Here is a 24,802-nt window from a genome sequence, read left to right on the forward strand (position 1 = left end):
CCCGCCCTGCCCGCTATCTCGCCAGCACCGGCGCCAGGGCCACGCCGGTGTGCGTGCCGAGCCGCACCACTTCCTCCGGCGGCGCCGCGGCCACGATGCGCCCGCCGGCGTTGCCGCCCTCGGGCCCGAGGTCGATGATCCAGTCGGCCTCGGCGATCAGGTCGAGGTCGTGCTCGATCACCACCACGCTGTGGCCGCCGTTCACCAGGCGGTGCAGCACGTGGATCAGCTTCTCGACGTCGGCCATGTGCAGGCCCACGGTCGGCTCGTCGAGCACGTACAGCGTGTGCGGCGCCTTCTGGCCGCGGCGCGTGACGTCGTCGCGCACCTTGCTGAGTTCGGTCACCAGCTTGATGCGCTGCGCCTCGCCGCCCGAGAGCGTGGGCGAGGGCTGGCCCAGCGTGAGATAGCCCAGCCCCACGTCCTTCAGCAGCTGCAGCGGATGGCTGATGCTGGGCATGGCCGCGAAGAACTCGACCGCCTCGTCCACCTCCATCTGCAGCACCTCGCCGATGCTCTTGCCGCGCCAGCTCACGGCCAGCGTCTCGGGGTTGAAGCGCGCGCCGTGGCAGACCTCGCAGGGCACCTTCACGTCGGGCAGGAAGCTCATCTCGATGGTGCGCACGCCGGCGCCGTCGCAGCCGGGGCAGCGGCCTTCGCCGGTGTTGAAGCTGAAGCGCGCCGGGCCGTAGCCGCGGGCCTTGGCTTCGAGCGTGTCGGCGAACAGCTTGCGGATGGTGTCCCAGAAGCCGATGTAGGTGGCCGGGCAGCTGCGCGGCGTCTTGCCGATGGGGGTCTGGTCGACCTCGAGCACGCGGTCGATGGTCTCGTAGCCTTCGACGCGCTCGCAGCCGGACCAGGCCGGACGCTTGCCTGCGGCGTCCGCGTCGCGGCCGGCCTTGGTCATGCGCTGGACCACGATGCCATGCACGCTGGCCAGCAGCACGTCGCGCGCGAGCGTCGACTTGCCCGAGCCGCTCACGCCCGTGACCACCACCAGGCGGTGCAGCGGCAGCGTGGCGGTCACGTCCTGCAGGTTGTGCAGGCCGGCGCCGTGCACGGTGAGCCATTGGCCGCTGTCTTGCGCCTTCGGGTCGGGCGAGGGAATCAGACGGCGCGCCTGCAGCGGGTGCTTGATGGCATCGCGCAGGTAGCGCCCGGTCTGCGAATCGCCCGCCTTCTGGATGTCGGCCACCGAGCCCTCGGCCACGAGGCGGCCGCCGCGCTTGCCGGCGCTCGGGCCGATGTCGATGATGTGGTCGGCGCGGCGGATGGTGTCCTCGTCGTGCTCCACCACCACCAGCGTGTTGCCCTTGTCGCCGAGCTTGTGCAGCGCGTCCAGCAGGATCTGGTTGTCGCGCGCATGCAGGCCGATGGTCGGCTCGTCGAGCACGTAGCACACGCCCTGCAGGTTGCTGCCGAGCTGCGCCGCCAGCCGGATGCGCTGCGCCTCGCCGCCGCTCAGTGTGGGCGCGCCTCGGTCGAGCGTGAGGTAGCCCAGGCCCACCTCCTCGAGGAATTCGAGGCGGCTCTTGATCTCGGGCACCAGGTCGCGTGCGATCTCGGCTTCGCGCCCGGTGAGCGCCAGGCCTTCGAACCACTGCCGCACCTCGGTCACGCTCATGCGCGCGAGCTCGGTGATGCCGATGCCGCCCATGCCGTCGGCCGGCGAGGCGCCGAAGCCCACCGCGCGCGCCGTCGCATTGAGCCGCGTGCCTTCGCAGGTCGGGCAGGCGGTATCGGCCAGGTCTTCGATCTCGGGCTCGGCGAAGGTCTGCTCGCGGCCCTTGTTGTCGTCGTCGCGGATCGAATCGTCGAAGACCTTGCGCTGGTCCTTGCTGAGCTTGACGCCGGTGCCCACGCAGTCGGGGCACCAGCCGTGCTTGCTGTTGTAGCTGAACAGGCGCGGATCGAGCTCCGCATAGCTGGTGCTGCAGACCGGGCAGGCGCGCAGCGTGGAGAACACGTTGACGCGGCCGATGCCCGAGGCCGACACGCCGGCCATCATCGCGGCCTTGAGGCCGTCGAGCTGGCTCAGCACATGCACCACGCCCTTGCCGTGCTCGAGCGCCTTGGTCAGCGCCTCGCGCAGTTCGGTTTCCTTCGAAGGCAGCACGTCGAGGCTGGCCACCGGCAGCTCGATGCTGTGCTCCTTGAAGCGGTCGATGCGCGGAAAGCCGGTGGTCGGCAGGAACTCGCCGTCCACGCGCAGGTGCGTGAAGCCGCGCGGCCGCGCCCAGTCGGCCAGTTCGGTGTACACGCCCTTGCGGTTGCTCACCAGCGGCGCGAGCAGGCCGATGTGCTGGCCCTTGAAGTTGCGCATCAGCTGCGCGGCGATGCTGTCGGGCGTCTGCGGCTGCACCGCCGCACCATCGTGGATGCAGTGCTGGATGCCGAGCTTCACGTACAGGAGGCGCAGGAAGTGCCAGACCTCGGTGGTGGTGCCCACCGTGCTCTTGCGGCCGCCACGCGACAGGCGCTGCTCGATGGCCACCGTGGGCGGAATGCCGTAGACCGCGTCGACCTCGGGCCGGCCCGCGGGCTGCACGATGCTGCGCGCATAGGCGTTGAGCGATTCGAGGTAGCGGCGCTGCCCTTCGTTGAACAGGATGTCGAAGGCCAGCGTCGACTTGCCCGAGCCGCTCACGCCCGTCACCACGCTGAACTTGCCGCGCGGAATGTTCACGCTGAGGTTCTTCAGGTTGTGCTCGCGCGCGTTCACGATCTCGATCGCATGGCTGCCGGGCGCCGTCTTGGCGTTGGCGATGTAGCGCCGCGCGGCGCGCTCGGCCACCTTGTAGGCCTCGGGGCCGATGGCCAGGTCGTAGTCGGCCAGCGCCGCGCCGGTGAGCGAGGCGCGGTTCTCGCGCAGCTGCTCCGGCGTGCCCTCGGCCACCACCCGGCCGCCGCCCTCGCCGCCTTCGGGGCCGAGGTCGATGCACCAGTCGCTCGCGCGGATCACGTCGAGGTTGTGCTCGATGACGATCAGCGAATGGCCGGCGTCGAGCAGCTTGCGCAGCGCGCGCATCAGCCGCGCGATGTCGTCGAAGTGCAGGCCGGTGGTGGGCTCGTCGAACAGGAACAGCGTGCCCCTGCGCGCGACCGACTGCTTGCTGGCCGTTGCGCTCTTGGCCGCCTCGGCCAGGAAGCCCGCGAGCTTGAGGCGCTGGGCCTCGCCGCCGCTCAATGTGGGCACGGGCTGGCCGAGCTTGACGTAGTCGAGCCCCACGTCGGAGATCGGCTGCAGCACGCGCAGCACGTCGCGGTCGGCCTCGAACACCGCCGTGGCTTCGGCCACGGTGAGGTCGAGCACGTCGGCCACGTTGTAGCTCCGGCCCTTGCGCTCGACCTTCACCTCGAGGATCTCGGGGCGGTAGCGCTTGCCGTCGCAATCGGGGCAGCGCAGGTACACGTCCGACAGGAACTGCATCTCGACGTGCTCGAAGCCCGAGCCGCCGCAGGTCGGGCAGCGGCCGTCGCCGGAGTTGAAGCTGAACTTGCTCGCGGTGTAGCCGCGCTGGCGCGAGAGCGCGGCGGTGGCGAAGATCTCGCGGATCGCGTCCCACGCGCCCACGTAGCTCGCAGGGTTCGACCGCGCGGTCTTGCCGATCGGCGACTGGTCGACGAAGACCACGTCGCCCAGGTGATCGGCGCCCAGCAGGCGGTCGTGCGCGCCCGGCGTTTCGGTGGCCTTGCCGAAGTGGCGCATGAGCGCGGGTGCCAGCACGTCCTGGATCAGCGTCGACTTGCCCGAGCCGCTGACGCCGGTCACGCACACCAGCCGCGCAAGCGGAAACTCGACCGTGATGTTCTTGAGGTTGTGCTCGCGCACGCCTTCGAGGATGAGCCGGTGCGTGTTCTCGCTCACGAGCCGCTTGAAGCCCATGCCGATCTTCTTGCGCCCGCCCAGGTACTGGCCGGTGAGCGTGTCGGCATCGCGCAGCTGGTCGGTGCTGCCGTCGAACACGATCTGCCCACCGCGGATGCCGGGGCCGGGGCCCATGTCGATCACGCGGTCGGCCGCGAGCATCACGGCCGGATCGTGCTCGACCACCACCAGCGTGTTGCCGGCGTCGCGCAGCCGCAGCATGGCCTCGGTGATGCGGTTCATGTCGCGCGGATGCAGGCCGATGCTGGGCTCGTCGAGCACGAACAGCGTGTTGACCAGCGAGGTGCCGAGCGCCGTGGTGAGGTTGATGCGCTGCACCTCGCCGCCCGACAGCGTGCGGCTCTGCCGATCGAGCGTGAGGTAGCCGATGCCGACGTCGTGCAGGTAGCGCAGGCGGGTGGTGATCTCCTCGAACAGCAGCTTCAGCGCCTGCGCCTCGCCTTCGCTCGCGGGGCTGCCGTTGCCGTGGTGCTCCACGCGGTCGAAGAACTTGCGCAGCCGCTCGATGGGCAGCAGCATCAGGTCGTGCAGGCACAGGCCGGGCAATGCCTCGAGCTGGGCGCGGCTCCACTTCGCGCCGGTGGGCAGGAAGCGCTTGGCGGGTTCGAGCACGGCGTCGGCGTCGTCCTTGCTGCCGATGCGCCACAGCAGCGGGTCGAGCTTCAGGCGCGCGCCGCTGCACACGGGGCACGGCGTGTAGCTGCGGTACTTCGACAAGAGCACGCGGATGTGCATCTTGTAGGCCTTGCTCTCCAGGTAGCCGAAGAAGCGGCGCACACCGTACCACTGCTTGTTCCAGTTGCCTTCCTTGTAGTTGGGCGTGCCCTCGATCACCCAGTGCTTCTGCTCGTCGGTGAGCTTGTTCCACGGCGTGTCGCGCGGAACGCCGGCCGCCTCGGCGTGGCGCATGAGGTCGTCCTGCGCTTCCTTCCAGGCCGGCGTCTGGATGGTCTTGATGGCGCCGGCGCGCAGCGTGAGCTTGTCGTTGGGGATCACGAGGCCCAGGTCGACGCCGATCACGCGGCCGAAGCCGCGGCAGGTGTCGCAGGCGCCGACGGCCGAGTTGAACGAGAACATCGACGGGATCGGGTCGGCGTAGCGGATGTCGCTCTCGGGGCAGTGCAGGCCGGTGGAGAACTTCCAGACGTCGGCCGCGGCGTTCTCCTCGGCACCCGTGGCATGCACCGTGACCCGCCCGCTGCCGCGCTTGAGCGCGACCTCGATGGCCTCGACCACGCGCGAACGCTCGGCGCTCGAGATGCGGAAGCGGTCGGCCACCACGTCGAGCATCTTGCGCGGGCCGGTGGGCGTGGCCACCTCGCGCTCGGCCTGCACGCGCGTGAAGCCGCTGGCCGAGAGCCATTGCGTCACCTCGTCCGCAGAGGTGCCCGCGGGCAACTCGACCGGAAACGTGACCACCAGCCGCGGATCGCCCGCCGCGGCCGCCCGCTCGGCGATCTGCGCATAGATGCTGTCGGGCGAGTCGTGGCGCACGGGCAGCGCGGTCTCGCGGTCGAACAGCTGGGCCGCGCGCGCGTAGAGCAGCTTCAGGTGGTCGTTGAGCTCGGTCATCGTGCCGACCGTGGAGCGCGAGGAACGCACCGGGTTGGTCTGGTCGATGGCGATGGCGGGCGGCACGCCCTCCACCCTGTCGACGGCGGGCTTGTCCATGCGGTCCAGGAACTGGCGCGCGTAGGCGGAAAAGGTCTCCACGTAGCGCCGCTGGCCCTCGGCATAGAGGGTGTCGAAAACGAGGCTCGATTTGCCCGAGCCGCTGGGCCCGGTGACCACGGTCATCTCGCCGGTGCGGATGTCGAGGTCGAGGTTCTGGAGGTTGTGCTGGCGCGCGCCGCGAATCCGGATGGAGCCCTGTGTCATGAATGCCTTGGGGGGTGGGGCAAACATTCTAGGGAGTGGCCGATGACGTATTCGTGCACTCCGTCACATGGTCCGCGCCCGTGCAGGGGTTTGTACCGATTCAGTGATTGTCACTTCATGTAACAAATAGCACCTTCGTTTACGTTCCTATCCGCACTTGAAAGTTATTCCATGAACAAGCTGCACGTTCTTTGCGCCGCCCTGCTTGCAGTGGCCGCGACGTCCGCGCCGGCCCAGATCCTGATCGGCCAGACGGCGGGCATGACCGGCTCGGTGGCCGCCAGCGTGAATGAAACCATCGGCGGCGCCCAGCTGGTGATCGACGCCGCGAACGCCCAGGGCGGCATCCACGGCGAGAAGATCGAGGTGCTGCGCATGGACGACGGCTTCGACGTCAAGCGCGCCAGCGAGAACGCCCGCGTGCTGATCGAGGAGAAGAAGGTGGCGGCGCTCTTCATGAGCCGCGGCACGCCGCATTCGCAGGCCATCATCCCGTGGCTCGACAAGCACGACGTGCCCCTGATCGGCCCCTCCACCGGGGCCATGGTGCTGCACAAGCCGGTGCAAAAGCACGTGTTCAACGTGCGCGCCACCTACCAGCGCGAAGCCGAGAAGGCGATCCAGCACCTGCTCACCACCGGCATCGCGCGCATCGCCGTGGTCCACGTGACCGATTCGTTCGGGCAGGACGCGCTCGAGGGCGCCATGACCGGCTTCGCCAAGGCGCAGGCCAAACCCATCGTGACCGTGCCGGCCGACCGCGAAAAGCCCGACTACAAGGTCATCGTGCCGGCCATCAGGGACGCCAATGCGCAGGCGGTGCTGTGGATCGGCTCGGGCGTTGCCGTGGTCGAGGGCATCAAGGCGCTGCGCGCCTCCGGCTCGGCCGCGCAGGTGGTCACCCTGTCGAACAACGCCTCGTCGGGTTTCATCAAGCAGCTGGGCGATGCGAGCAAGGGCGTGATCGTGACCCAGGTGTTCCCGAACGAGCGCTCCATCAGCTACCCCATGGTCAAGGAAGCGCTGGCGCTGGCACGCGCCAAGGGCCAGGCCGAGCTGTCGCCGGCCGCGCTCGAGGGCTTTGCCTCGGCCAAGGTGCTGGTCGAGGCGCTGCGCCGCGCCGGCCCCAAGCCCACGCGCGCCAAGGTGCTGGCGGCGCTCGAGAGCCTGCGCGGCTACGACCTCGGCGGGCTCGAGATCAGCTATTCGCCGCAGGACCATTCGGGCATCGACTTCGCCGACCTGGCGATCATCAGCGACGGCCGTTTCAAGCGCTGAGCGCGGGCGCTGGCGGCAGCGCCAGGGCGCTGGGAACTATGGTTTGACAGGGTTTCCACGAGCGAGTGAATGTCACTTGCGGCAACACATTACACATCTTCTGACAGAAGCATCCGCTTCGCCCAAAGGCCTGTTCGATGATGAAGATGTTGTCCACGTCCCGTGCTGTTGCGCTGCTCTTCGCCCTGTCCGCCCTCGGCGCGTCGGCGCAGATCGTGATCGGCCAGTCGGCCGACCTGTCGGGGCCCGTGGCCGCCAGCGTGAAGGAAACCATCATGGGCTCGCAGCTGGTCATCGACCAGGTCAACGCCCAGGGCGGCATCAACGGCGAGCAGGTCGAGGTGATCCGGCTGGACGACGGCCTGGACGCCAAGCGCTCGCTCGAGAACACGCGCATCCTGATCGAGGACAAGAAGGTGCTGGCGCTGCTGCTCAACCGCGGCACGCCCAACACCCTGGCTGTCATTCCGCTGCTCGACAAGCACGGCGTGGCGCTGGTGGGCCCCTCCACCGGCGCGATGGCGCTGCACAAGCCGCTGCAGAAGAACATCTTCAACGTACGCTCGACCTACCAGCGCGAGGCTGAAAAGGCGGTGCAGCACCTGCACACCACGGGCATCCAGCGCATTGCCGTGGTGCAGGCCGACGACTCGTTCGGCAAGGACGCGATGGAAGGCGCGAGCAAGGGCTTCGAGAAGGCCGGGCTCGCACCGGCCGTGCTGGCGCTGGCCGACCGCAGCAAGCCCGACTATTCGACGATCGTGCCGCAGCTGGTCAGGGCCAATGCGCAGGCCGTGCTGTGGATCGGATCGGGCACCGCGGTGACCGAAGGCGTGAAGGCGCTGCGGGCCGCGGGCTCGGCGGCGCAGATCATCACGCTGTCGAACAACGCGGCCTCGGGCTTCATCAAGGAACTCGGCTCGGCCAGCGCCGGCGTGATCGTCACGCAGGTGCTGCCCTACGAGCGCTCGTTCGGCCATCCGCTGATCAAGGAAGCGATGGCGCTCGCCAAGGCCAAGGGGCAGACCGAGCTGTCGCCCGCGCTGCTCGAAGGCTTCGTCGCCACCAAGGTGATGGTGGAGGCGCTGCGCCGCACGGGCCCCAAGCCCACGCGCGCCCGGCTGATTGCCACGCTCAACAGCCTCCAGTACGACCTGGGCGGCAACATCGACGTGAGCTACTCGCCGACGGACCACACGGGCATCGACTACGTCGACCTGTCGATCGTCAGCGAAGGCCGCTTCAAGCGCTGATCGCCGCCGCGCGGGCGCCTTGACTTACTTGGTTACTTGGGTGCGGCAGCGGGCGCGGGCTCGTGCGTCGTGTCGCCGCCGTGCTTCTCGCCCGACATGTCGATCTTGTCGCCGGCTTGCGAGATGACGTACAGGGCAATGGCGGCAAAGATGACGAAGCCGACAACGAGTTTCCACATGGGTTCTGTCTCCTGATGGGGGGGATTGCGAGGGTTCAAGAAAAGGGCCTCATGCCGACGGCATGAAGCCCCTTTGTTGAACGGAGGGCCGGCTTGTCGCCACCCTCCTGTCCGGAACACGCGTCAGTCGTTCGCGTAGATGTCGACGTCCTTGGTTTCGCGGATGAACAGCGTACCGATGACCAGGGTCATGGCCGCGATGATGATCGGGTACCAGAGGCCGTTGTACATGTTGCCGGTGGTCGCCACGATCGCGAACGCGGTGGTCGGCAGCAATCCGCCGAACCAGCCGTTGCCGATGTGGTACGGCAGGCTCATCGAGGTGTAGCGGATGCGCGTGGGGAACAGTTCGACCAGCATCGCGGCGATGGGGCCGTAGACCATCGTGACCAGCAGCACCAGCCAGAACAGCAGCGCGACGACCATCACCTTGTTCATCTTGGCGGGGTCGGCCTTGGCGGGATAGCCGGCCACCTTCAGGTCTTCGGCCACACCCTTCTTGAAGGCGGCAATCTCCTTGGCGGAGGCTTCGTCGAATTTCAGGTTGACCACGTTGCCGACCGGTGCCTCGATGGTCTTGTCGCCGATCTTGACGATGGCCTTGGAGCCGGGCGCGCCTTCGACGTTGTCGTAGCTCACCGAGTTCTGCACCAGGTAGCGCTTGGCGATGTCGCACGAGCTTCTGAAGTCGATCTCGCGCGCCACCGGGTTGCCCTGGAACGAGCACGACTTCGGATCCGCCGTCACCGTGACGCCGGCGGTTGCCTGCGCGCGGGCCAGGTCGGGGTTGGCGTATTCCGTGATCATCTTGAAGACCGGGAAGTAGGTCACCACGGCCAGCAGGCAGCCCGCCATGATGATCGGCTTGCGGCCGATCTTGTCCGAGAGCGTGCCGAACACCACGAAGAACGGCGTGCCGATCAGCAGCGAGGCGGCGATCATCAGGTTGGCGGTGGTGCCGTCGACCTTCAGTTGCTGCGTCAGGAAGAACAGCGCGTAGAACTGTCCCGTGTACCAGACCACGGCCTGGCCGGCGGTCAGGCCGATCAGGGCCAGGATCACGATCTTGAGGTTCTTCCACTGGCCGAAGGATTCGGACAGCGGCGCCTTCGAGGTCTTGCCCTCGGCCTTCATCTTCTGGAAGGCGGGCGATTCGCTCAGCGAGAGGCGGATCCACACCGAGATGCCGAGCAATGCGATCGACACCAGGAACGGAACGCGCCAGCCCCAGTCGCCGAACGCCTGCTCGCCGAGCCAGGTGCGCACGCCCAGGATCACCAGCAGGCTCAGGAACAGCCCGAGCGTGGCGGTGGTCTGGATCCACGAGGTGTAGGCGCCGCGCTTGCCGTGCGGCGAGTGCTCGGCCACGTAGGTGGCGGCACCGCCGTACTCGCCGCCGAGCGCGAGGCCCTGCAGCATGCGCAGCGCGATCAGGATCACCGGCGCCGCGACGCCGATGGTCGCGTAGCTGGGCAAGAGGCCGACGATGAAGGTCGACAGGCCCATGATCAGGATCGTGACCAGGAAGGTGTACTTGCGCCCGATCATGTCGCCGAGCCGGCCGAACACGATGGCGCCGAACGGCCGCACCAGGAAGCCCGCGGCAAACGCCAGCAGCGCGAAGATGAAGGCTGCGCCTGCATCCAGGCCGCTGAAGAACTGCTTCGCGATGATCGCGGCCAGCGAACCGTAAAGGTAGAAGTCGTACCACTCGAACACCGTGCCAAGGGAGGAAGCGAAGATGACCTTCTTTTCCTCCGAGGACATGGGCCGGGGGGCCGGATGCGGCACCCCCCTCGAATCCAGTGTTGCTGCCATTTGCGTCGTCTCCTGTGTATGCGTTCGGTCGGCCCCGGCATTCGAGACCGTGAAGCATTCTTGGAGGCGCGACTGACCCGAGCCTTTCGCGAAACTGAACCGACGCTTACGGATTAAGGTGAAACCCGCGGGGTCCGTTTCAGCCTGTAAGAAATCGGCCGCTTTCTCAGCTTTTGCTGCTTCGCAGCAAGGACGGCCGCTGGTCGGCCGCGGCCCATTGCGGGCCGTCGAACCATGCATCGCCGGCCAGGCAGGCACGCAGCATCGCGAGGCCGTCGAAGCCCCAGAACAGGCGGCCGTCGACCACGAAGGCCGGCGTGCCGAACACGCCGGCTTGCAGGGCTTCGTCGGTGTTGCGCTTGAGCAGCGCCTTGTTCTCGTCGCCGTTCATGTCGCGCTTCGGTTCCAGCTGCGCCGCCAGCGCAGCCAGGCGCGCGGCATCGCCGGCTTCTTCGCCGCCGCGCCACACGTTGCGCAGGATGGTCTCGGCCACCAGGCGGCTGATGCTGCCGTCGTCCGACGTCGACAGCGCGAGCCGCAGGTGCGGCAGCGGGTTGTACGGGTGCGAGGCCGGCATTTCGATGTGAATGCCGTTCGCATGGCCGAGCCAGAGCACATGGCGGTAGGTCCAGCTGCGCTTGGCGGGAATCTCGGCCGGGCCGAGCTGGCCGTGGTGCTTGAGGATCGCGCCGAGCAGCACCGGCTTGTAGGCCACGCTGCAGCTGAGGCCCTCGAGCGCCTGGGGCAGGTGCTCGAACGCAAGGTGCGCATAGGGCGAGATGAAGTCGAGGTAGAAGTCGATGTGCTTCATGCGTGCTTGTCTCCTGAGGGTTCCGGGATGCGCCAGAGTCCGGCCCGTGCCCGCAGCTCTATCGCGCGCCACACGCCGCGCCGCGCCGCGTCTTCCATCCTGCTCCAGCCCGCGATCTCGGGGAGGGTGCGCAGGCACCCTTCGCAGAAGCCGCTCTGGCTGTCCATGCGGCAGACCGAGGTGCAGGGCGATGGCACATCGGGCGCATCGTTGCCGGCCGAACGCCGCACGGCCTCGGCGCGTTCGGCCAGCGTTTGCGCGTCGCCTGGATTCACGTCACACCACGTCCGCCACCGGCGCGCCGGTGAGCTTCTCGAGGTCTTGCGGACGCAGCTGGAACACCGCATGCGGATGGCCCGCGGCGGCCCAGATCTCCTCGAAGCGGAACAGCTCGCGGTCGATCAGCACCACCGGCGGCGTGGCATGCGCCACCGGCGACACGCCGCCGATCGTGAAGCCGGTGCGCGCCTTCACGAACTCCGCGTCGGCGCGGCCGGTCTTGCCGATCAGCGCATCGACTTTCTTCTCGTCGACGCGCTTGTCGCCCGAGGTGATGACCAGCACCGCCGCGTCGTCGCTCTTGCGCCGGAAGATGATGCTCTTGGCGATCTGCCCCACCAGGATGCCAAGCGCGTCGGCCGCCTGCTGCGCGGTGCGGCAGGCGTCGTCGAGCATGCGCGGCGCATGGGGGTGGCCGGCGTCCTGCAGCACGCGCGCGACGCGCTGCACGGTATCGGGAAAGGTATGGAGTTCGGAGCCGCACATGGGACGCAGACGATACCCCATTGCGCGGCGTGCGCGTCAGCCCGGGAAATACTCGAGGACCTCGTCGCCCGCCGCGTCGAAAGTACCGGTGGAGCGCCAGCCCAGGTGCCGGTAGAAGCCATGGGAGCGCGATGCGGGGTCGGCCGAGCAGCCCAGGAACAGGCGCGCGAAGCCCAGCGCATGCAGGTCGCCCACCACCTTCTGCAGCAGCGCGCGGCCGATGCCCCGGCCTTCGTGCTCGGGCAGCAGCGCCAGCACCACGACCTCGCCGCTGTCGCGCTCGCCGAAGCAGTAGCCCGCCATGTCGCCATCGACCATCGCGACATGGCCGGGCAACGTGCCGTCGCGGATCTGGGCGGCCCAGCTCTCGCGCGTGATGCCGAGGGCCGCCAGTTCGGATTCGGTGAAGGCGTTCTCGCGCGTGCGTGCGCGCAGGGTGATGCAGGCTGCAGCGTCCTCGGGGACGGCGCGGCGGCACAGGAGGCTCATCGTTGCGCCAGCGCGGCCAGGCGGTCGCGCTGCCATACCCATTCGGTGTCGAAGGATTCCACGTCGGCCACCGCGCCCGGACCGCCCTGCGCATAGACCGTCGCGTAGGCCGCGTAGCTGGCGGCCTCCAGGGCCTTGCCTTCCAGCGCCTTGGCCACGGCGTAGGAGGCGGACACGGCGGCATGGCCGCAGCCGTCGATGGATTTGGAGCCGGGATGATGATTGGCCAGCTGCGCCGCGCACGTGCGCCAGCCATCGAGCGCGGCACGGTCGGCACGGCCTTCGACGAAGGCGCCGAGGCCATCGAGGCACTGCACGACCTCGGGGTCCTCCAGCAGATGCCGCACGCGCGCCACGCAGGCATGCGCGAAGACCAGGCGCAGCGCCTCATGCTCCGGCGCAGCCAGCCCCAGATCGGAGGCCAGTTGGTCCAGAGCGGCATTCATGATTCAGCCTGCGCGCTTGATGCGCAGCGCCTTCGACGCGCGCGAGTTCGGCTCGCGCCCCAGCGCCTCGCTGATGTAGGCGCCCGCGTCGATCAGCCTGTCCAGGTCGATACCGGTCTCGATGCCCATGCCGTGCAGCATGTAGACCACGTCCTCGGTCGCCACGTTGCCGGTCGCGCCCTTGGCGTAGGGACAGCCGCCCAGCCCGGCGGAGGACGACTGGAAGTTCCAGACCCCCAGTTCCAGCGAGGCCAGCGTGTTGACCAGCGCCTGGCCGTAGGTGTCGTGGAAGTGGCCCGAGATGTGGTCCACGCCGAAATGCGCCAGCGTGGCCTCGATGGCGGCCTGCACCTTGCGCGGCGTGCCCACGCCGATGGTGTCGGCCACGTCCACGCGCTGCACGCCGATGTCCTTCATCAGCTTTGCCAGCATGCCCACGCGCTCGGGTGCGACCTCGCCTTCGTAGGGGCAGCCGACGGTGCACGACATGGCGCCGCGCACATCGATGCCCTTCTCGCGCGCCGCGGCCACCACGGGCGCGAAGCGCTCGATGCTCTCGGCAATGGAGCAGTTGATGTTCTTCTGGCTGAAGGCCTCGCTCGCGGCGCCGAACACCACGATCTCGTCGGGCCACTCCTCGCGCGGGGCGGCAATGGCGGCCTCGAAGCCCTTCATGTTGGGCGTGAGCACCGAGTAGCGCACGCCGGGCTTGCGCTTTATGCCGTGCATCACCTCGGCGTTGTCGGCCATCTGCGGCACCCACTTGGGGCTCACGAAGCTGGTGACCTCGATCTCCTTCAGGCCGGCGTCCTGCAGGCGGTGCACGAGGCCGATCTTGACTTCGGCGCAGACCGGTTGCTTCTCGTTCTGCAGTCCGTCGCGCGGACCGACGTCGACGATCTTGACCTTGGCGGGGAGTTTCATGGGATGTCTCTGGGTTCGCTGGGGAAAGGAAAAAACGTGCGTCAATTGTCGGCCGTCTGCGTCCGGCGTGCTCGGCCGCGCCTGCGCCAGGGGTTGCAATGCCTGCCAGCGGCGTTGCAGATCGCGCCAGCGCTGCGGTTCACGCCGTTTCGCGCTGCACGAAATCCCTCGGCGGCTCGGCCGGCGCAGCGGCCTGCACCGCTTGCAGCGCATCCACGCGCGCGCCGTCCGGTCCGCTGCGGGCCCAGGCGACGAGCGCATCGACCGCCGCGGCCGGGCCGCAGGCCAGCGCCTCCACGCTGCCATCGAGGCGGTTGCGCACCCAGCCGCGCACGCCCAGGCGCCGCGCGGCCTGCACCATCGACCATCGATAGCCCACGCCCTGCACCAGGCCGCGAACGACGAGATGGCGGGTGACGGCGGATGGATTCATGGCATGGACAGCATCAGTACGACTTGGGCAGGCCGAGCGCCTTTTCCGCGATGAAGTTCAGGATCATCTGCGGACTGACCGGCGCAATGCGCGGAATGTAGCTCTCGCGCAGCAGCCGCTCGACATGGTATTCCTTCGCATAGCCCATGCCGCCGAGCGTGAGAACCGCGTTCTGGCAGGCGTCGTGCGCCGCCTCGGCCGCGAGGTACTTGGCGGCGTTGGCCTCGATGCCGCAGGGCTCGTCCGCGTCGTACAGCGTGGCGGCCTTGAACACCATCAGGTCGGCCGCCTCCAGGTTGGCCCAGGCGCGCGCCAGAGGATGCGCCACGCCCTGGTTCTGGCCGATCGGCCGGCCGAACACGATGCGCTCCTGCGCGTACTGCGAGGCGATGCGCAGTGCGGCGCGGCCGATGCCGATGGCTTCGGCCGCAATCAATATGCGCTCGGGGTTGAGCCCGTGCAGGATGTATTCGAAGCCGCGCCCTTCCTCGCCGATGCGGTCCGCTTCCGGCACTTCGAGCCCGTCGATGAAGAGCATGTTCGAGTCGACGGCCGCGCGGCCGAGCTTGTGGATCTCGCGCACCTCGACCTTGCCGCGGTCCAGCGGCGTGTAGAACAGCGTGAGGCCCTGCGTGGGCTTCTTCACCTGATCGAGCGGCGTGGTGCGCGTGAGGATCAGCATGCGGTCGGCCACCTGCGCGGTCGAGATCCAGATCTTGCGGCCGTGCAGCAGGTAGCTGCCATTGGGCTGGCGCACCGCCTGCGTCTTGAGGCGGGTGGTGTCGAGCCCCGCGTCGGGCTCGGTCACGGCGAAGCAGGCCTTCTCGGTGCCCGCGATCAGCGGCGGCAGGAAGCGCTGGCGCTGTGCCTCGCTGCCGAACACCACCACGGGGTTGAGCCCGAAGATGTTCATGTGCACCGACGACGCGCCCGACATGCCCGCACCCGATGCGCTGATGGCGCGCATCATCAGCGCCGCCTCGGTGATGCCCAGGCCCGCCCCGCCCTGCGCCTCGGGCATCGCGATGCCGAGCCAGCCGCTGTCGGCCACGGCGCGGTGGAACGCGTGCGGGAACGCGGCGCGGTCGTCGTGGTCGCGCCAGTAGTCGGCGGAGAAGTCTTCGCACAGCCGTTCGATGGCGGCCACCAGCGAGCGCTGGTCTTCGTTAAGGGAGAAGTTCATTCGTCGTTGTCCTTGGGTGGAGCCGGTTGCAGCGTGATGCCGCGTGCGAGCAGGCGGTCGATCTCTTCATCGCCGTAGCCCGCTTCGCGCAGCAGCTCGACGCTCTGCTCGCCGATGCGCGGCGCCATGCGGCGGATGCCCGCGGGCGTGGCGCTGTAGCGGCCGACCGGCGCGAGCGTGCGGATGCGGCCTTCGCTCGGATGGTCGAACTCCGGAAAGAAATCGACCGCACGCAAATGCGGGTCGTCGATCAGGCTCTCGGTGCTGTGCAGCCGCGCGACCGGGATGTCGGCCGCCTCCAGCAGCGCCATCCATTCGTCGCTGCCGCGCGTGGCCATCACCTCGGCCACGAACGCATAGACCGCGCCGATGTTCGCGGCGCGCGCCGTGTGCGTGCCGAACATCGGCGAGCTGCGCAGTTCGGGCCGGCCGATCAGGTCGAAGAAGGCCTGCCAGTGCTTGTCGTTGTAGATCAGCACGCTGAGGTAGCCGTCGGCCGTGGCGTAGGGCTTGCGATGCGGCGCGAGCAGGCGCGCATAGCCGGTGGGGCCGAGCGGCGGCTCGAAGCTGTGACCGCCCAGGTGGTCGCCCATCACGAACTGCGAGAGCGCCTCGAACATCGGCACCTCGACCGCCTGGCCGCGGCCCGTGCGCTGCGCGTGCAGCACGGCCGCGAGCAGCGCGATGGCCGCCTGCAGCCCCACGGCGCGGTCGGCCAGCGTGACGGGCGCGTAGCGCGGCGCATCGCCGCTTTGCTGCGCGAACAGCGAGGCCACGCCGGCCGCGCCCTGGATCAGGTCGTCGTAGGCGGGCTTGCCGGCATAGGGGCCCTCTTCGCCATAGCCGAAGGCGCCGAGGTAGACGATCTTCGGATTGGCGGCTGCCACGGCCTCGTAGCCGAGCCCGAGCCGCGCCATCGCCTGAGGGCGCGTGTTGTAGATCAGCGCATCGCAGCCCGCCGCGAGCCGCAGGCACGCTTCGCGGCCTTCGGGCTGCTTGAGGTCGAGCACGATCGAGCGCTTGTTGCGGTTCAGGTGCAGCGCCATCGCGCCCATGCCGGCATGGCGCATCGGGCCGACGGCGCGCAGGTTGTCGCCGGAGGGCGGCTCGACCTTGACGATGTCGGCACCAAGGTCGCCGAGCGTCTGCGTGGCATAGGGCCCCATCACCACGGCCGTGAGGTCGAGGATGCGGATGCCGTCGAGAGGTCCCGTGGTCTTCATGTCTTTGCTCCTTCCGGGGGAAGGCTGGGATGGGGGCAGGCAGGGCGCGCGATGGCGGCGCCGCCGGCCCCCACCCCGGCCCTCCCCCGGAAGGGGAGGGAGAAAGTCAAGCCTGCTTTCATTCGGGCTGGATGCCTGCGGCCTGGATCAGCTTCTTCCACTTGGCCAGCTCCGCCACGGTGAACGCCCCCAGCTCTTGCGGCGTGCTGCCGAACGCATCGAAGCCCAGCTTCGCCACCCGCTCGCGGAAGGCCGCGCCGTTCGCCATCTCCGACAGCACCTTGTTGAGCTTCAGCACCACATCGCGCGGCGTGCCGGCCGGCGCGAACACGCCGTTCCACGAGGTGATGTCGAAGCCCCTGAGCTCGTGCGTCTCGGCCAGCGGCGGCAGTTCGGGGAAGAGCTTGGTGCGCTCCTGCGTGGTGACGGCAATCGCGCGCATCTTGCCGGCCTTCACCGTGGCGAGCCCCGCGGCGAGGTCGACCACCATCATCGACACCTGTCCGCCGATCAGGTCGGCAATCGCGGGCGGCGTGCTCTTGTAGGGCACGTGCAACATCGGCACGCCGCTCATGCGCGAGAGCGTGGCGCCGCTCACGATGCCGGTGCTGTTGCCGCTCGCATAGGTCAGCTTGCCCGGATGCGCCCGGCCCCAGGCCAGCAGCTCGGCCACGCTCTTCACCGGCAGGTCGTTGTTGACCACCAGCATGAAAGGCAGGTTGCCCATGCGGCTCACGGGCGCGAAGTCCTTCACCGGGTCGTAGGGCAGCGACTTCATCAGGCTCGGGTTGGCCGAGTGCGTGGTGTTGGTGGTCATGAAGAGCGTGTAGCCGTCGGGCGGCGCCTTGGCCACGAACTCGGCGGCGATCACGCCGTTGGCGCCCGCGCGGTTGTCCACGATGACCGAGGCCTTGAGCGCCTCGCCCAGCATCTGCGCCGTGATGCGCGCCACCGCGTCGGTGCCGCTGCCGGCCGCGAAGGGCACGATCAGCTTGATCGGCTGCTTCGGGTAGCCCTCCTGCGCAAAGGCCCAGGGCGCCGCGCCGGCCAGGCCCGCGGCGGCGCCGATGGAAATGAAGCGGCGGCGGCTTGCCACCGCGACCGTTGTTGTCGCGTTCTTCGTCTGCATGGTTCTTGTCTCCGGGTGGTTGTCGTTCAGGGCCGGATCACGCGCTCCGGCGATTCCTCGTACGGCGGGCTGTAGATGACCAGCACGCGCACCGGCTCGTCGCTCACCACCGTGAAGGTGTGCATCGCATCGGCCGGAAAGAAGCAGCTGTCGCCCGGGTGCAGCTCCTGCCGCTGGCCGCCCACCTCTGCCACGGCGCGGCCTTCGAGCATGTAGCAGACCTGCTCGATGCCCGGGTGCGCATGGGGCAGCGCGCCCTTGCCCTTCTGGATGTGGCCGACCAGTACCTCGAGCTGCTTCGCACCCACGGTCTCGGGGCCGATCAGCCGCTTGTTGAGGGTGCCGGTGTGGTTCGCCGGGTGGTAGCCGGCAATGTCGCTTTCGCGGACGAAGTAGCGTGGAGAGGTCATTTTTTCAATCAGCCCTTGTGTTCGATGGCCAGGCAGGCGGAGCGCAGCATGGCCGCCACCTCGTCGATGCGCGGCTCGAGCCGGTAGCGCGGGCCCGCCACCGAAATGGCGTAGGCCTCGCCCCCGATGCGCAGCGGCCACGCGAGGCCGACAAGGTCGGGAATGCTTTCGCCGAGGTTGCCGTACCAGCCGCGCGCGGGCGAGCGTTCGAGCTCCTGCTCGATGGCCTCGGGCGTGGTCAGCGTGGCGTCGGTCAGCGGCGCCAGCGGCGTGGCGGCCAGCAGCTTGCGGCGCGCCTCGGGCGCGAGCGTGGAAAGCAGCGCGCGGCCCATCGAATTGGCGTAGGCCGGGCGCGTCTCGCCCGCTTCGGCGGAATAGCGGATGCTCTGCGGCGCGCTCAGCACCTCGAGGTAGACGACAGTGTTCGGGTCGCGGAACTTGCCGAACAGCACGGTTTCGCGCGCGCCGTCGCGCAGCTCTTCGAGCGCGGGCCGCACGCGGTCGAGCACCGGGTCGTGCGCCGCAATGACCTGCGCCATGGCCAGCAGCCGGCCGGTCGGGTAGTAGCCCTGGCGGCGGCCGGTCTCGTACATGTAGCCCTGCTCTTCGAGCGTGCGGATCAGGCCCAGGCAGCTGGACACCGGCATCTCGAGCAGGCGCGCCATCTCGGACAGCGCCAGCGGCTGCTTCTCCCGGGCAAAGAGCTCGACGATCTCGATCACGCGAAACGCTGTTTTCACAACCATGAAGAAATTTTCGCGTATGTGAAAAACAAAAGCCTCAGGGTTTGCCCCTGGCTGCGCCTCCTTTCAGCGTAATCGCCGGTAACGCATGGCGTTGTCAGTAACCCCGGACCGGATCGACCACGCCGCTGACCGGCAGGCCCTGCTCCATCGCGCGGATCTTTCCAGCGATCTGGGTGATGGACTCCTCGCGCAGCGTGCGCGCCGAGCCGTGCGGCGTGACGGTGATCTTCGGGTGGCGCCAGAACGCGTGGCCGGCGGGCAGCGGCTCGACCTGGAACACGTCGAGCGTGGCGCCAGCCAGTTGACCCGCATCGAGCATCGGAATCAGGTCGTCTTCCACCAGGTGCGCGCCGCGCGCGATGCTGATGAGATAGCCGCCCGGCCGCAGCTTGCCGAGCGTCTCGCGGTTGAGGATGCCGCGCGTGGCCTCGGTCAGCGGCAGCAGGTTGACCAGCACGCGCGTGGACGACAGGAACTCGTCGAACTGCGCCTCGCCGCTGAACACCTTCACGCCGTCGATGGCTTTTGGCGAACGGCTCCAGCCCAGCACCGGAAACTCGAACTGCGCGACGGCCTTGGCCACGCGCTCGCCGAGCACGCCCAGGCCCATGATGCCGACCGGAAAGTCGCGCCGCAGCCGCGGCTTGCGGTAGCTCCAGCGGCCTTCGCGCGCATCGGCCTCGTAGACGTCGAACTCGCGAAAGTGCCGGATCAGCGTGTGGCACACGTACTCGGCCATCTGCACCGACATGCCGGCGTCGTCGAGCCGCACGATGCGCGTGTGCGCCGGCACGCGCAGCTTGAGCAGCGCATCGACGCCGGCGCCGATGTTGAACAGGCCGCGCAGCCCGGGCTGCTCGTCGAGCAGCTGCTGGGGCGGCGCCCACACCACCGCATGGTCGGCCTGGGCGGCGCCCGGCTTCCAGGCCTCGATCTGCGCGTCGGGCAGCTCGGCCCGGAGGCCTTCGATCCAGGGTTCGGGGCGGTTGTCGGTCAGGGAAACGATGATTTTCATGAGCCGGATCTTAGGGGCCCCGGGCCCATGAGCCGGATCGGCGGCTTGTGGCGCCCGGGGCCTTCTTCTATGCTCGTGCGCGACCATCCAGAACATCGACACACCCGGAGACCCCAGCATGATCAAAGTCAGCGTGATGTACCCCTACACCGAAGGCGCGCGGTTCGACCACGCCTACTACCGCGACAAGCACATGCCGCTGCTGAAGGCGCGCATGGGCGATGCCTGCAGGTCGTACACCATCGACAAGGGACTGGCCGGCGGCGCGCCCGGCACGCCGCCGACCTATGTCGGCATGTGCCACGTGTTCTGCGACTCGGCCGAAGCCTTCCAGACGGCGTTCGGCCCGCATGCCAAGGAGATCCTGGGCGACATCAAGAACTACACCGACATCGCGCCCGTCATGCAGATCAGCGAAGTGGTGGTGGGCTGACCGCCCTCCGGCGGCTCAGGCCGCCTTGGTGCGGCGGCGGCGCCACAGCAGCCGCACCAGCCACGCCAGCGGCAGCCCCACCAGCAGCAGCCACGGCAGCACCGCCGCCAGGAAGGTGATGAGCGCGCCCACGCTCTCGGCCAGCACCGAGCCCGCCTCGCGCAGCGCGCGCATCATCGGGTTGTAGCTGCGGCCGCCCTGCACCAGCGTGCGTGCGGGCGTGAACTGGACCTGGATGTGCTGCTTGCTCGTCTGCTGCTCCAGCACCTTGCGCTGGGTGGCGATGGCGTCGAGCTCGGCCTGCGTGTCGGACAGCGTGCGCTGGATGGCGAGCAGGTCGGCCATGGTGCGCTTGGTGACCGTGTCGCGCAGCATCAGGCGCAGGCTGTCGCGGAACTCGATGCGGTTCCTGATGCGCGCCTCGACGTCGATCACCTCGGCGGTCTTGTCTTCGCTGGTGGTGTTTTGCGACACCACCCTGGCCACGCCGGCCAGGCCGCCCAGCAGCTTGTCGACATCGGCCGGCGCCACGCGCATTTCGAGCATGGCGTTGCCGGGCTGCTGCGGTGTCTCGCGCAGCAGCGAGGACGACAGCAGCTCGCACTGCAGCGTGCCGCACAGCTCGCGCACCTTGCCCCAGGCGTCGGCCAGTTGCTCGGGCGGGACTTCGATGTTCAGCTCTTGCCGCACCGCGAGAAAGCGCTGCTGCAGCGGCGCGTCCTGGGCCTGGTCGGACGCGGTGGCGGCCGCTGGCGCCGGCGGGGCCGCGGCTTCAAGCCGCGCGCTCTTCATGCGCATCGATCCGCCGTAGGCCACCGCAGGCTCGGCGGCGGCCGAGGTCTCGTTGTCGCTTCGCTTGCAGCCGCCGAGCGACAGGGCTGCGGCCAGGACCAGCAGGAGAACGCCCGGGCGGCGAGCGAAAGAAGAAGAAAAAGAAGAAGGCGAACGCAGTTGCTTGCGGCAGGTCATGAAAGTCCCTTGAAGAAATGGCTACCGCAGCTGATACGGGCGAGCGCCCGAAACGGGGTTAAACCGCCGCCGCAGCCATCCGCAACAGTTCGTCACCCTCGGCCACCTGCTCGCCGGGCGAGAACATCAGTTCTTCCACCGTGCCATCGGCCGGCGCGGCGATGGTGTGCTCCATCTTCATGGCCTCCATCACCGCCAGCGGCTGGCCGCGGCTGACCTTGTCGCCGGCCTTGACCGCGAAAGAGACCACCTTGCCGGGCATCGGCGCGGTGAGCCGGCCGGCTTCGGCATGGGTGTCGCCCGCATGGGCCAGGCGGTCGATGGCGGTGATCTTCGTGGCGCCCTTCGAGGCGAACACATGGGCCGTGGCGCCGTCCAGATGCACGTCCACGGTCTGCCGCGTGCCGGCGAACTCGACCTCGAACTCGCCCGTCGGGAACTGGCCCACGACCAGCGGGCCCTGGGCGCCGCCGGCTTCGAGCCACAGGCTGCCGTCGCGCCTGTAGGTCAGCAACGCGGTCTGCTCGGCGCCGCGGAACTCGAAGTCGAAGTGGCGCCGGTACTCGCCATGCGAGCGCCAGCCGTCGCGCCGTTCGAAAGGATAGTGCGCGCCCACCGGCCGCTCGGTGACCAGCGTGCGCGTGATGGCGGCGGCGGCGGCCAGCGGCAGGCCCAGCGCCTCGCGGTCGAACAGCATGGTGCGCTCGCGCTCGATCAGCGCGGTGTCGAGATTGGCTTTCGAGAACGATTCGGTCGCGAGGATGCCGCGCAGGAACTGCACATTGGTCGACACGCCCACGATCTGCACCTGCGCCAGCGCCGCATCGAGCCGCGCCAGCGCCTCGGCGCGCGTGCTGCCGTGCACGATCAGCTTGGCGATCATCGAGTCGTAGAACGGAGAGATCTCGCCGCCCTCGCGCACGCCGTCGTCGATGCGCACGCGGCTGCGCTGGAAGGCCGTCGCCTGCGGCTTGCGGTAGACGCGCAAGCTGCCTGTCGCAGGCAGGAAGTTGTTGTCGGGGTTCTCGGCGCAGATGCGCGCCTCGATCGCGTGGCCATGGATCTGCAGCTCCGACTGCTTCGCGGGCAGCGTCTCGCCCGAGGCCACGCGCAATTGCCATTCGACGAGGTCGAGGCCGGTGATCGCTTCGGTCACCGGGTGCTCGACTTGCAGGCGCGTGTTCATCTCCATGAAGAAGAAATTCATTTCGCCGCCTTCACGCTGCTCGACGATGAACTCGACGGTGCCTGCACCCACGTAGTTCACGGCACGCGCCGCAGCTACCGCGGCCTCGCCCATCTGCTTGCGCATCGCCTCGGTCATGCCGGGCGCGGGTGCTTCTTCCAGCACCTTCTGGTGGCGCCGCTGCACCGAGCAGTCGCGCTCGAACAGGTAGACGTAGTTGCCGTGCGTGTCGCCGAACACCTGGATCTCGATGTGGCGCGGGCGCTGCACGTACTTCTCGATCAGCACCGCATCGTCGCCGAAGCTGTTGATCGCCTCGCGCTGGCACGAGGCCAGCGCCGCCGCAAAGTCTTCGGCCCGGTCGACCGCGCGCATGCCCTTGCCGCCGCCGCCCGCGCTGGCCTTGATGAGCACCGGGTAGCCGATGCGGTCGGCCTCGCGCTGCAGCAGCTGCGGGTTCTGGTCGTGGCCGTGGTAGCCGGGCACCAGCGGCACGCCGGCCTTTTCCATCAGCTGCTTCGACTCGGCCTTCAGGCCCATGGCCTTGATGGCCGAAGGCGGCGGGCCGATGAAGACCAGGCCCGCGTCGGCGCAGGCCTGTGCGAACTCCTCGTTCTCGCTCAGGAAGCCGTAGCCCGGATGCACGGCTTCGGCACCCGTGGCCTTGGCGGCTTCGAGGATCTTCTCCCAGCGCAGGTAGCTGTCCTTGGGCGCGCTGCCGCCGAGGTGCACCGATTCGTCGCAGGCGCGCACGTGGTTGGCATGCGCGTCGGCATCGGAGTACACGGCCACGGTGCGGATGGCCATGCGGCGAGCAGTAGCCGCCACGCGGCAGGCGATCTCGCCACGGTTGGCGATCAGGATCTTCTTAAACATTCGGAGTGTCTCCCGGAGGATTCTTTTTCAGTTGAAACGCGGGCGTGACGCCCGGATCGGGCCGCCCGCTGAAGATGCGGGCCACGCGAGTGAACAGCGCCTTGAGAAAGCGCCAGCTCTTGCGGATGAGCCACACGCTGAGCACCAGCACCAGGACGAACAGCACCAGGAAGACCAGCGGATGCGCGACGGCAAGCCACAGGCCCGCGGGCACCATGCTGTCCTCGACCAGCGACGCGCCCACGTTCGAGAACGGCTCGGGCGATGTGTTGATGGCCGCGCGCGTCGTGGCCTTGGCCGCATGCGCGGTGGCCGCGAAGCCGCCGCCCACGAGCGCGGCCACGATGGCCATCGCGCCATGGTCGGCACCGAACACGCTGGCCGCGAGCGCCGCGCCTGCGGGAATTCGGATGGCCGTGTGCACCACGTCCCACAGCGAATCGAGGCCGGGAATCTTGTCGGCGAAGAATTCGATGAACACCATGAAGCCGCTGGCCGCGATGACCACCGGATGCGCCAGCAGCTGCAGTCCGCTGGGCAGCGGCACCCAGCCGAAGTAGCCGGCCAGCCCGGTCAGCAGCACGACCAGGTACAGCCGCACGCCACTGGCCCAGCCGATGGCCGCGGCCAGTGCGAGCAGCTGGGGCATGTCGAGCGCATTCATCGCCTGGCGCTCAGTGGACCAGCCAGGACGGCTTGCGCTTCTGCAGGAAGGCCTGCACGCCCTCGCGGCCCTCGCCGCTGGCGCGGATGTCGGCAATGCCTTCGACGGTCTTCGCGATCAGCGCGTCGTCGATCTCGCGGCCGTCCACGTCGGCGATCAATTGCTTGCAGGCACGCACCGCGGCGGGGCTGGCGCTGGTGAGCGCCTTCAGGAGTTCGTCGACCTTGGCATCGAGCGCATCGGCCGCCACCACTTCATGCACGAAGCCGATGCGGTGCGCCTCGGCCGCGGTGAAGCGCTCGGCCGTGAGAAAGTAGCGCTGCGATGCGCGCGTGCCCATGGCACGCAGCACGTACGGGCTGATGGTCGCGGGCACGAGGCCGATCTTGACCTCGCTGAGGCAGTACCACGCGGTGTCCACGCTCACGGCCATGTCGCAGGCCGCGACCAGGCCCATGCCGCCCGCATATACATCGCCCTGCACGCGCGCGATGGTGGGCTTGGGGCACTCGGCAATCGTGCGCAGCATGGCGGCCAGCTTGCCCGCGTCGGCGATGTTCTCGCTGCGCGTGTAGTCGGCCATGCGGCGCATCCAGTTGAGGTTGGCGCCCGCGCAGAAGGCCGGGCCGTTGGCGCCCAGCACGATGGCTTTCACCTGCGGCGCGGCACCGGCGTCGGTGAACGCCTGCGCGAGCTCGGCGATGACCACGTCGTCGAAGGCATTGCGCGCGTCGGGCTGGTCGAGCCAGATGCGTGCGATGGGGCCTGCGCCTGCTTCGAGTTTCAGTTTGGTGAAGTTGCTCAT

The 24,802-nt window shown here is 68.6% G+C and carries 23 protein-coding genes; 3 read left to right on the forward strand and 20 right to left on the reverse strand.

All coding sequences use genetic code 11. From position 1 onward, the window contains the following. Positions 1-13: 13 nt before the first annotated feature. Positions 14-5,767 (reverse strand): excinuclease ABC subunit UvrA, encoded by a 5,754-nt coding sequence (gene uvrA / locus EJO66_RS10110; protein ID WP_125965212.1) that lies wholly within the window; start codon positions 5,765-5,767, stop codon positions 14-16. 171 nt (positions 5,768-5,938) lie between these two features. Between uvrA and EJO66_RS10115 the strand changes: the two genes are divergently transcribed. Beyond that, positions 5,939-7,045: an ABC transporter substrate-binding protein gene (locus tag EJO66_RS10115; protein ID WP_124958750.1), complete on the forward strand. Its 1,107-nt coding sequence runs from the start codon at positions 5,939-5,941 to the stop codon at positions 7,043-7,045. Between the two features lie 137 nt (positions 7,046-7,182). Continuing rightward, positions 7,183-8,298 (forward strand): ABC transporter substrate-binding protein, encoded by a 1,116-nt coding sequence (locus EJO66_RS10120; protein ID WP_124958751.1) that lies wholly within the window; start codon positions 7,183-7,185, stop codon positions 8,296-8,298. A 32-nt stretch (positions 8,299-8,330) separates the two neighbouring features. On the opposite strand, the gene EJO66_RS32530 is transcribed toward EJO66_RS10120, so the two are convergent. From EJO66_RS32530 to EJO66_RS10190, 15 genes are all read right to left on the reverse strand, one after another. Then, the gene (locus tag EJO66_RS32530) at positions 8,331-8,477 is read right to left on the reverse strand and encodes a hypothetical protein (protein ID WP_164547807.1); all 147 of its coding nucleotides are present in this window, start codon (positions 8,475-8,477) and stop codon (positions 8,331-8,333) included. A 123-nt stretch (positions 8,478-8,600) separates the two neighbouring features. Further along, on the reverse strand, positions 8,601-10,295 hold the full coding sequence (locus EJO66_RS10125) for an MFS transporter (RefSeq protein ID WP_125965213.1): 1,695 nt from the start codon (positions 10,293-10,295) through the stop codon (positions 8,601-8,603). Between the two features lie 166 nt (positions 10,296-10,461). Further along, positions 10,462-11,106: a 2-hydroxychromene-2-carboxylate isomerase gene (locus EJO66_RS10130; protein ID WP_124958753.1), complete on the reverse strand. Its 645-nt coding sequence runs from the start codon at positions 11,104-11,106 to the stop codon at positions 10,462-10,464. Continuing rightward, the gene (locus EJO66_RS10135) at positions 11,103-11,381 is read right to left on the reverse strand and encodes a DUF1289 domain-containing protein (protein WP_223262259.1); all 279 of its coding nucleotides are present in this window, start codon (positions 11,379-11,381) and stop codon (positions 11,103-11,105) included. The genes EJO66_RS10130 and EJO66_RS10135 overlap by 4 nt, the downstream gene beginning before the upstream one ends. A gap of 1 nt (position 11,382) precedes the next feature. Then, complete coding sequence (locus EJO66_RS10140) at positions 11,383-11,871, reverse strand: YbaK/EbsC family protein (protein WP_124958755.1); 489 nt, start codon at positions 11,869-11,871, stop codon at positions 11,383-11,385. A gap of 36 nt (positions 11,872-11,907) precedes the next feature. Beyond that, complete coding sequence (locus EJO66_RS10145) at positions 11,908-12,360, reverse strand: GNAT family N-acetyltransferase (protein ID WP_124958756.1); 453 nt, start codon at positions 12,358-12,360, stop codon at positions 11,908-11,910. Beyond that, a complete protein-coding gene (locus EJO66_RS10150; protein ID WP_124958757.1) occupies positions 12,357-12,806 on the reverse strand; it encodes a hypothetical protein in 450 nt (149 codons plus the stop codon). Before EJO66_RS10150 ends, EJO66_RS10145 begins: the two co-directional genes overlap by 4 nt. A 3-nt stretch (positions 12,807-12,809) precedes the next feature. After that, positions 12,810-13,730, reverse strand: coding sequence for a hydroxymethylglutaryl-CoA lyase (locus EJO66_RS10155; RefSeq protein ID WP_124958758.1), 921 nt, complete (start codon positions 13,728-13,730; stop codon positions 12,810-12,812). Between the two features lie 139 nt (positions 13,731-13,869). Continuing rightward, positions 13,870-14,163, reverse strand: coding sequence for an acylphosphatase (locus EJO66_RS10160; protein ID WP_125965214.1), 294 nt, complete (start codon positions 14,161-14,163; stop codon positions 13,870-13,872). A 13-nt stretch (positions 14,164-14,176) separates the two neighbouring features. Further along, complete coding sequence (locus EJO66_RS10165; RefSeq protein WP_124958760.1) at positions 14,177-15,346, reverse strand: acyl-CoA dehydrogenase family protein; 1,170 nt, start codon at positions 15,344-15,346, stop codon at positions 14,177-14,179. Then, on the reverse strand, positions 15,343-16,569 hold the full coding sequence (locus EJO66_RS10170; protein WP_125965215.1) for a CaiB/BaiF CoA transferase family protein: 1,227 nt from the start codon (positions 16,567-16,569) through the stop codon (positions 15,343-15,345). Before EJO66_RS10170 ends, EJO66_RS10165 begins: the two co-directional genes overlap by 4 nt. 118 nt (positions 16,570-16,687) lie before the next feature. Further along, the gene (locus tag EJO66_RS10175; protein WP_125965216.1) at positions 16,688-17,698 is read right to left on the reverse strand and encodes a Bug family tripartite tricarboxylate transporter substrate binding protein; all 1,011 of its coding nucleotides are present in this window, start codon (positions 17,696-17,698) and stop codon (positions 16,688-16,690) included. A 26-nt stretch (positions 17,699-17,724) separates the two neighbouring features. Beyond that, a complete protein-coding gene (locus tag EJO66_RS10180) occupies positions 17,725-18,108 on the reverse strand; it encodes a cupin domain-containing protein (RefSeq protein WP_015867476.1) in 384 nt (127 codons plus the stop codon). 8 nt (positions 18,109-18,116) lie between these two features. Then, positions 18,117-18,854 carry an IclR family transcriptional regulator gene (locus tag EJO66_RS10185; protein WP_027730328.1) on the reverse strand — a complete coding sequence of 246 codons (738 nt, stop codon included), beginning with the start codon at positions 18,852-18,854 and terminating at the stop codon, positions 18,117-18,119. Between the two features lie 94 nt (positions 18,855-18,948). Beyond that, positions 18,949-19,869, reverse strand: coding sequence for a 2-hydroxyacid dehydrogenase (locus tag EJO66_RS10190; protein ID WP_124958763.1), 921 nt, complete (start codon positions 19,867-19,869; stop codon positions 18,949-18,951). A gap of 118 nt (positions 19,870-19,987) precedes the next feature. Here EJO66_RS10190 and EJO66_RS10195 point away from each other — a divergent pair, with 118 nt between their 5' ends. After that, positions 19,988-20,302 (forward strand): EthD family reductase, encoded by a 315-nt coding sequence (locus tag EJO66_RS10195; RefSeq protein ID WP_125965217.1) that lies wholly within the window; start codon positions 19,988-19,990, stop codon positions 20,300-20,302. Positions 20,303-20,317: 15 nt separating this feature from the next. On the opposite strand, the gene EJO66_RS10200 is transcribed toward EJO66_RS10195, so the two are convergent. Genes EJO66_RS10200 through EJO66_RS10215 form a run of 4 tightly spaced genes read right to left on the reverse strand, consistent with a single transcriptional unit; the run spans position 20,318 to position 24,802 of the window. Continuing rightward, complete coding sequence (locus tag EJO66_RS10200; RefSeq protein WP_125965218.1) at positions 20,318-21,271, reverse strand: DUF4349 domain-containing protein; 954 nt, start codon at positions 21,269-21,271, stop codon at positions 20,318-20,320. Between the two features lie 58 nt (positions 21,272-21,329). Further along, a complete protein-coding gene (locus EJO66_RS10205) occupies positions 21,330-23,333 on the reverse strand; it encodes an acetyl-CoA carboxylase biotin carboxylase subunit (protein ID WP_125965219.1) in 2,004 nt (667 codons plus the stop codon). Beyond that, positions 23,326-23,997: a DUF4126 domain-containing protein gene (locus EJO66_RS10210; protein ID WP_124958767.1), complete on the reverse strand. Its 672-nt coding sequence runs from the start codon at positions 23,995-23,997 to the stop codon at positions 23,326-23,328. Before EJO66_RS10210 ends, EJO66_RS10205 begins: the two co-directional genes overlap by 8 nt. 10 nt (positions 23,998-24,007) lie before the next feature. Then, the gene (locus EJO66_RS10215; RefSeq protein ID WP_125965220.1) at positions 24,008-24,802 is read right to left on the reverse strand and encodes an enoyl-CoA hydratase/isomerase family protein; all 795 of its coding nucleotides are present in this window, start codon (positions 24,800-24,802) and stop codon (positions 24,008-24,010) included.

The sequence above is a fragment of the Variovorax beijingensis genome, assembly GCF_003951285.1.
GTDB lineage: Bacteria > Pseudomonadota > Gammaproteobacteria > Burkholderiales > Burkholderiaceae_C > Variovorax > Variovorax beijingensis.